Below are 6000 nucleotides of genomic sequence, written 5' to 3'. Positions count from 1 at the left end.
AATAAAATTAAAATAAAGCCAGCGATAAACGATAAATAAGCCCCAAAGCGATTAACACAAAAGACACAGGTAAAGCTACCACAAGAAAGTGGGGCCAGGCTTTCTTATGGCTAGAGGGTGTTGCTGGTGATTAGTGGTAGACGAATGCCACCTGTACAGCACCAGAAATACTACCAGGCGTTACGCCGCCAGCCAGGCTAAAAGCACGTGCTTTCAGATTAAAAACGGCTTCGTTCGCATTGACGGGTGCATCCATCGTCTTGCCATTCCCCAGTTTGAGCGTTTCGCTATCGTCTACCAACTCAATCTGAATAGAACCCGCATCACCGGTATTCTTATACATGTCGACGTTTTCATCGGCTTGTGTACCACTGAATGTCGCCGTGACTTTAGTTGTTGAAACCGGGCAATTTACCAGTTTCATGGCAAAGGGTTCCCAGCCGGATGCAGAACCCGCGGTAGCCATGCTTGCAGCCTCAATATCGCCCAACGGAACATCAATCTTGCCATTATTGGATTCAACCACACAGGGCGATGCCTTGACCGTACCGGTGATATTTAGTTGCACCGAGTTTGCCAATGCAGAGCTGTTGATACCGATGCCACCCAATGCTAGGCACAACGCGGTCGCTTTAAAAATTGTCTTCATATCCATATATAATACTCCTTTCATTTAATTAACCCCAATTGACTGTTTACAATGCGTTATCGTTAATACAGAAATTATTCCAATTGCACATCGAGCGTCGCGGTAGCGGTAAACTCCCCGACTTTTGCCGACTGTCCCGTCGCGCTGATTGGATATGCCGTAAACTCCGTAATACCTTTACTGACCAGTTCACCCAAACCAGTCATAGATACAGACAGTAAACCCTCCTTTGCTTCTATACCGGATACGGACGGTTTAATAATCTTGCCATCCTTGTCGACGAACCTGATGGCGACATCCTCATTCTCTGTGCCATCCTCCGTGCTGATAGTTTTTAATGCATCAGTGATATGCGCATTTGATTCCCCTTTCAGCGCCAAGGAGACGATCACCCCTTCGGAGATATTCCCACAATCCATTGCCACCGTTGTCGAATACTCCCCCTTAAAGCCGACAGGCTTTTGCCCTGGAGCAACCTTAAAACTATCAGCCATGATGTCGCCAAACGCTATAGAAATAGAAGGAGGCGTGAACACGCAACTTTGCTTCACAGTGACCTTTCCTGACATCGACACCGTTGCCACAGGATTAGTGCTTTTAACATCCTTACTTGAAGAAATATAAATCGCCAGGAAAGTCACTGGCGGTATTTCCGTCTCCCCCACAAAGGGTTTTAAAAATCTGAGATTGACCGTACCTGTACTACCACTGGCATATCTGGTATTAGTGCATTCTTGGTTAACGCTAGTCCATAGGTTACTTTCCATAGAAAACGGCACATGCTTCTGTACATTTTGGCCACCACCAATGTGTACTGTCGTCGCTACGGCAAGCCGCCCCTCGGTACCCGCCAATGGATAATAATTCCAACCTTTGTAGGTATCATAATTTCCCCCGATTAGAGATACCCCCGAAATATAGGACTCATTCATCCTGCCGGATGTATCACACTCGCAGTCAACCTGATACTCGCCGCCCCCTTGCCATTTACCATTCGCCGCATCCTCTACAACGTGATCCTTTACGTTCTCGAATGGTTCTGTAATATTCCTTGTGAAGTTAAAGTTATACGGATGAGGACTCCCCTTTGACGGCCAGCACTGCCCGACCCCTAATGCCCATGCCTGCTGTGTGACCCCCAGTCCGCCAACCAGCACCATCCCCATGAGCGAATCGCGTACTATCGATTGTAATTTTTTCATCTTCAAACCTTTATAAACATTGGCCGTTCATCAAACGAATACCGGTGCTCTCTTGCTGCTCCGGCAGGCTATAAGACACCTGGCAACGCTGCGAAGCGTCATTACCCCACTTCACGTCCAGCTTGCCACTGCCGGCCATCCCACTGAGGAACACCTGACCGGCGTCGCCCACGATGCTGGCGTTGCTACCAGCGCCATTGCTGTCGGTCACCGTGGCTCCAAACGGCACCGGTGCGCCGCCCTGCATCAGTAGGGTCATCAGCACGCGCTGGCCAATATTCGGTTTGAAATCTGCACGCACGATGGCACCTCGGGTTGGGGTCACCGCCTGGCTGCTCAAAGTCATGTCCACGTCATCCGGCAGGGTTGTGGTATCTATCGAGATGGTATTTTTGCGGTAGACAGAGGCATAAGGCACCACCGCATAGCCACGCCAGTCGGTACTCACTCCGGCCTGATTAGACACGTTGACGCCTTTGGCCCCCGGCGCTTTTACCAGCACCGCCGTCTCACTCATTGACTGCGACAACGTCAGGCCGTTCTCATGCAACAGAACACCACCTTTCACGCCGTAGTTAACGCGCTGTTGGGATCGGTCATAGCCATACCCCACGTTCACCTGCCCCAGACCACCGCGGTAGTCGACATTGGCGTTACCGTATGCCCCTGTACCCTGGCTGGTGTAGCCCTGGCTGATACTGTAGTTCAGGTTGTCATTTTCCAAGGCTGAACCGCTAAGCCCGACGGCATTGCTGGTGCTGCCATTGCGGCTGCTGTTCAGGTTGTAGGTCGCATAAGCACCCGGCAGCCATTTACTCAACGGCACGTTGACATTGAATGCAAAGATATGGTCGTCATTCTTGAAACGATCGCCGTTGCTGTCATAAGCGTTTTTACTGTAGGTATAGTTCAGGCCATAGCTGATGCTGTTCCAACTGTTGTTATAGCCAAGGCTCGCCGACTGGGTGCGGCGATTATCGTTCCAGTAATCTTCGTTATACAGCCTGAGGGTCAGCGCTCCGCCGCCCTTCCACAGGCGTTGGTTCAACGACAGCTCGGCACGGCTCTTCTTGTGATAATTGTACGATGACGGTCTGCCTTCGGTATAAGTATCCAGCGTTTCCTGCAGCGTATAGAAGCCCGCCGTCGAGTAACGGTAGCTCGCAAGGCTGAAGTTGGTGCCCGATTCTGCAAAGTTTTTGCCGTAACGCACACGCCACGATTGACCACTGTCTTTGTCACTCTGTTCTGGTTTGGCCCAGGCCTGGGTCACGTCGGCGGAAAGCGCCCCGACGGCCCCCATGTTTTGCCCCCAGCCGATGGCCAGTGCCTGGTATTTGCTAGCAGCCTGCAGACCGCCATAGAGCGTAGCCCCCCACTGCAGGCCATACATCGCCGTGCCTTGGGTAAACGGCGTATCGTCGATATTACTTTTAGAGGAACGATATTGGCCACTGGTCAGGCTGTATTTGAAGCGTCCCTGACGCTGCAGCACCGGTACGGAGGCAAACGCCACCACCGTATTTTGTTCGCTACCGTCGGCTTCCTTGATGGTGACATTCAGGTCCCCACTACCTGCGGTCGGATAAAGATCGTTGATTTCAAAGGCCCCAGGCGGGACATAGCTTTGATAAATTACATAGCCGTTCTGGCGAATGGTGACCTGGGCGTTGCTACGGGCGATGCCACGTACCGTGGGCGCAAAGCCCCTCAGGCTTTGCGGCAACATCTCGTCGTCCGAGGCCAACTGGCCCCCACGGAAGGGCACGCTGTCAAACACCTCGCTCGGTGAGGTGCTGTCGCCCAGTATCAACTGGCTTTTCAGTGCCACGATGTCGCGTTGCAAATAGGTATTGATGGAGTTCCAATGACTTTCACCATCAGTATTCCGGTTCCAAGTGGAATAATTGCGCAGGCGCCAAGCACCCAGGTTGATACCGGAACGCAGGTTGAGGTAGTAGGTGTTACTGTCAGAACGCTCGCTGGTGCGCGCCGAACTGTTAGCGCCACTGAAGTTATAGTTGACCAATAACGCCGGGATCCCCTGATCCCACTTATCCGGCGACACATAACCACGGGCAGTGGCGTTCAAGGCTGCCTGGGGAATACTCACGTCCAACCGTTGCTGGTTGAAACGAAACGTGGCGAACGCTGCGGGAATAGCCTGCGCCAGATCGACGCACTGCTGCCCGGCGGCCTGGATTGTGGGGAAGGAGGCGATCTTCACGCCCATACTTTCCAGCATGTCACTGCTCAGGCAAGGCTGCAGGCTGTCACCTGCGGGATCTCTGACCAGGGAAAAATCGAGATCCTGCGTATCGTACATTTCACCATTCAAGAAGATATCAACCCGGTACCTGCCCGGTGCTTGGGTGAGACCCTCCTCAAAAACCGTCAGGTCAGCCCCTTGCTGAGATGGGCTACCTAACTCAAGCAGAGCCGGGTTAAAATAATCACGAGCCTGCACACTACCGGACATCCCCATCAGCATGGCAACCTGACATGAGATCAGCCACGCCAGCGGGGTATGGTTAAACCCTCGAGGGCCTATACGCTTCGGGTTTTTCATCCATTTAACTCCATTTATCAGCCGCGCCAGCAAATTCCATCTGACCGCATCCTTTCCCTACGACCTACAACCTGTTGCAGGGGTTAATTTATCCTGGTAGCTACCTATAAATTCCCGATAAACGGCTTACTAACACCGCCGTAATCGTTAATGATTTCCCAACTTAATGCACCGCTAGCGCTGCCAGCAGGCAGTGCAAAACGCTCGCTGGAATAGGGCGCAACCATGGTGGCACTCTTCACCTGACTGCCATTAATCTTGACCTTGAAGAAGGTGATGTAGTAAGGCGATGAATTGCTCACCTGAAGCGCGTTGCCACTGCGCTGCCAACTCAAGGCTTGGGCAGCTTCGTTCATTGAACCGGGCAATCCAGAAGGCCGATAAATCAGCTTAATGCTGGTTTTGACCGCAATTTGCAGGGTGTTGGCCGTTTTCTCCGCAGAGGGGATCGCCTTGATGTGTAGCCAATAGAGAGATTCTCTATCGGTGGGTAAATTACCGCCTGCGCGCACCACTCGCAGAATATTGTTTTGCTCGCCGTCCAAACGGAATAGAGGCGGCGTGATGATAAACGGTGCTTTGGCGTTCACTCCTTTAGGAGAATCAACCCAAGACTGAACCAGATACGGCACCTTATCCGGGTTGTTGACCCCTAGAGAAGCCTCTTTCTTACCGCCATCATAAATCAGACGAGTACCGCCGATAACGACGCCTGCCTGCACCTGGGCACCACACGCTAACAGTAACGCGGCAACGATTGTGCTCCGCCAAATTTTCATTGCTTGTTCATCCCTAAACCATTGAGAGAAAAGCCAGGAACGGCTTACGCCCCTCCTGACCTGGCGTTATGCCGCCCGTAAATAACAGGGCGGATAAATCTTATGGATAAACAATGGTAAAGTTGGTTACTGCGTTAGCGTCACCGTCGGTTACCGTTGCTGCGACTGCATAATAACGGGCAACAAATTTCAACACGTTGATACCCGTGCTGGTCAGGTCATAAGAAGAAGACGGCTGATGCAGAGGAACAACTTTACCCTTGGCATCAGAAATCTGGATACCCACGCCAGTTGCTGTATTAGGGCCGTCGGTCAGAGCCAGAACGGTGTCATCACCGGTAGCGCTGATACCGTCAAAACTAATGGCCGCGGCGGTGATGGACGCTGGGCAGTTTTCCAGATGCAGCTCAAAAGTTTTAGAACCAGCAGCAGGTGAAGAACCCGCACCGTCAAAGGCATTCACAGCAACAGTATCCATAGGCACGTTTAGGTTTTTGGTCGAAGTGGTAACGTCACAGCCATCTGGAATGATCTTGCCGGTAAAGTTAACGGTGCCGTTTGCAGCGGTTGCTACATGAGTGGTCAATGCAGAGGCAGCCAATACGGCGATAGCGATCAGATTCTTTTTCATACTACTTTCCTTTTAAATAATGCACTTAAAATGCGCGCACTTGTTTTATTTTTGACATAACCCTATGTCACTCCTTTTTATTTAGTTCATCGACTGAAGACCACCTCCGCAAATAGCGATTGGGCGGTAATACCTTTCCAGCCAAACGATTCATTTTGAACTAAAGTGAC

5 protein-coding genes are annotated in these 6000 nt (G+C 51.6%); all 5 read right to left on the bottom strand.

Translation table 11 applies throughout. The features are described from left to right. Positions 1–130: 130 nt before the first annotated feature. On the bottom strand, positions 131–655 hold the full coding sequence (locus KAJ71_RS22135) for a fimbrial protein (protein ID WP_248947652.1): 525 nt from the start codon (positions 653–655) through the stop codon (positions 131–133). A gap of 68 nt (positions 656–723) precedes the next feature. Continuing rightward, positions 724–1851 carry a fimbrial protein gene (locus KAJ71_RS22130; protein WP_248947651.1) on the bottom strand — a complete coding sequence of 376 codons (1128 nt, stop codon included), beginning with the start codon at positions 1849–1851 and terminating at the stop codon, positions 724–726. A 10-nt stretch (positions 1852–1861) separates the two neighbouring features. After that, positions 1862–4420: a fimbria/pilus outer membrane usher protein gene (locus KAJ71_RS22125; RefSeq protein WP_248947650.1), complete on the bottom strand. Its 2559-nt coding sequence runs from the start codon at positions 4418–4420 to the stop codon at positions 1862–1864. Between the two features lie 104 nt (positions 4421–4524). Beyond that, on the bottom strand, positions 4525–5199 hold the full coding sequence (locus tag KAJ71_RS22120; protein ID WP_248947649.1) for a fimbrial biogenesis chaperone: 675 nt from the start codon (positions 5197–5199) through the stop codon (positions 4525–4527). Positions 5200–5299: 100 nt separating this feature from the next. Continuing rightward, the gene (locus KAJ71_RS22115; protein ID WP_248947648.1) at positions 5300–5830 is read right to left on the bottom strand and encodes a fimbrial protein; all 531 of its coding nucleotides are present in this window, start codon (positions 5828–5830) and stop codon (positions 5300–5302) included. Positions 5831–6000: the final 170 nt, after the last annotated feature.

The organism is Serratia silvae (genome assembly GCF_023282985.1).
Lineage (GTDB): Bacteria > Pseudomonadota > Gammaproteobacteria > Enterobacterales > Enterobacteriaceae > Chania > Chania silvae.
The sequence above is the reverse complement of the archived record's forward strand: the minus strand, read 5'-3'. Positions and strand labels throughout refer to the sequence as shown.

Coding starts and splice junctions, on each gene's coding strand:
- KAJ71_RS22135 (WP_248947652.1), bottom strand. CDS start 655: ATGGATATGAAGACAATTTTTAAAGCGACCGCGTTGTGCCTAGCATTG.
- KAJ71_RS22130 (WP_248947651.1), bottom strand. CDS start 1,851: ATGAAAAAATTACAATCGATAGTACGCGATTCGCTCATGGGGATGGTG.
- KAJ71_RS22125 (WP_248947650.1), bottom strand. CDS start 4,420: ATGAAAAACCCGAAGCGTATAGGCCCTCGAGGGTTTAACCATACCCCG.
- KAJ71_RS22120 (WP_248947649.1), bottom strand. CDS start 5,199: ATGAAAATTTGGCGGAGCACAATCGTTGCCGCGTTACTGTTAGCGTGT.
- KAJ71_RS22115 (WP_248947648.1), bottom strand. CDS start 5,830: ATGAAAAAGAATCTGATCGCTATCGCCGTATTGGCTGCCTCTGCATTG.